At 68.2% G+C, this 1,713-nt stretch carries 1 protein-coding gene and 1 pseudogene; both read right to left on the bottom strand.

The genetic code is table 11. From position 1 onward, the window contains the following. Window positions 1–752 (bottom strand): 2-oxoacid:ferredoxin oxidoreductase subunit beta (locus tag ACZ45E_RS39860; RefSeq protein ID WP_468231447.1); only part of this gene is annotated, 752 nt, incomplete at its 3' end. Then, window positions 745–1,713: pseudogene (locus tag ACZ45E_RS39855) on the bottom strand (2-oxoacid:acceptor oxidoreductase subunit alpha); the annotation flags it as partial. The pseudogene ACZ45E_RS39855 and the gene ACZ45E_RS39860, both read right to left, overlap by 8 nt.

Genomic DNA, 1,713 nt, shown 5'->3' with positions numbered 1-1,713 from the left:
CGGATGACGGCTTCGGCGGCTTGTTGCCTGTCCTTGAGGACTTCGAAGGCGCCGTCGTTGAAGATGTTGCAGTTCTGGTAGATCTCGACGAGGGCAGTGCCGGGGTGGGCGGCGGCCTGGCGCAGGACGTCGGTGAGGTGTTTGCGGTCGGAGTCGACGGTGCGGGCGACGAAGGAGGCTTCGGCGCCGATGGCCAGGGAGAGGGGGTTGAACGGGGCGTCCAGGGAGCCCATCGGGGTGGATTTGGTGATTTTGCCGACCTCGCTGGTGGGGCTGTACTGGCCTTTGGTGAGGCCGTAGATCCGGTTGTTGAACAGCAGGATCTTGAGGTTGACGTTGCGGCGCAGGGCGTGGATGAGGTGGTTGCCGCCGATGGACAGGGCGTCGCCGTCGCCGGTGACGACCCAGACCGACAGGTCGCGGCGGGAGGAGGCGAGGCCGGTGGCGATGGCGGGGGCGCGGCCGTGGATGGAGTGCATCCCGTAGGTGTTCATGTAGTACGGGAAGCGGGAGGAGCAGCCGATGCCGGAGACGAAGACGATGTTCTCCCTGGCCAGGCCGAGTTCGGGCATGAAGCCCTGCACGGCGGCAAGGACGGCGTAGTCGCCGCAGCCGGGGCACCAGCGCACTTCCTGATCGGACTTGAAGTCCTTCATGGACTGCTTGGCCTCGGCCTTGGGGACCAGTGACAGGAGCGTCTGCCCGGCATCCGCGGTCCCCTCGGCGGACTCCCTGGTCTGCGTATCAGCCATCGATGGCCTCCTTGAGAGCCGTGGCGAGCTGCTCAGCCTTGAACGGCATTCCGTTGACCTGGTTGTAACTGTGGGCGTCCACCAGGTATCTGGCCCGCACGAGGGTGGCGAGCTGGCCGAGGTTCATCTCGGGGATCACCACCGTGTCGTAACGCCGCAGGATGTCGCCCAGGTTCTTGGGGAAGGGGTTGAGGTGGCGCAGGTGGGCCTGGGCGATGGGGGTGTGGGTGGTGCGCAGGCGGCGGACGGCGGCGGTGATGGGGCCGTAGGTGGAGCCCCAGCCCAGGACCAGGGTGCGGGCCTGGTCGGGGTCGTCGACGTCGAGGTCGGGGACCTCGATGTTGTCGATCTTGGCCTGGCGGGTGCGGACCATGAGGTCGTGGTTGGCCGGGTCGTAGGAGATGTTGCCGCTGCCGTCCTGCTTCTCGATCCCGCCGATCCGGTGTTCCAGCCCCGGAGTGCCCGGGATCGCCCAGGGCCGCGCCAGGGTCTTGGGATCCCGTTTGTAGGGCCAGAACACCTGACTGCCGTCGTCCAGCGTGTGATTGGGCCCCGACGCGAACTGGGTACGCAGATCCGGCAGCTCGTCCAGATCGGGGATGCGCCACGGCTCGGAGCCGTTGGCCAGGTAACCGTCCGACAGGAGCAGTACCGGGGTGCGGTAGGTGAGCGCGATCCGGGCCGCCTCCAGCGCGGCGTCGAAACAGTCCGCCGGGGTCCTGGGGGCGATGACGGGGACCGGGGCCTCACCGTTGCGCCCGTACATCGCCTGGAGCAGGTCGGCCTGCTCGGTCTTGGTCGGCAGCCCGGTGGAAGGACCGCCGCGCTGGATGTCGATGACCAGCAGCGGCAGCTCCAGGGAGACCGCCAGGCCGATCGTCTCCGACTTCAGCGCCACCCCAGGACCGGAGGTGGTGGTCACCGCCAGCGAACCGCCGAACGCCGCCCCCAGCGCGGCACC

The sequence above is a fragment of the Streptomyces sp. NPDC030991 genome, assembly GCF_055571235.1.
Note: the sequence above shows the minus strand (reverse complement) of the source record. Positions and strands in the feature narration are given on the sequence as shown.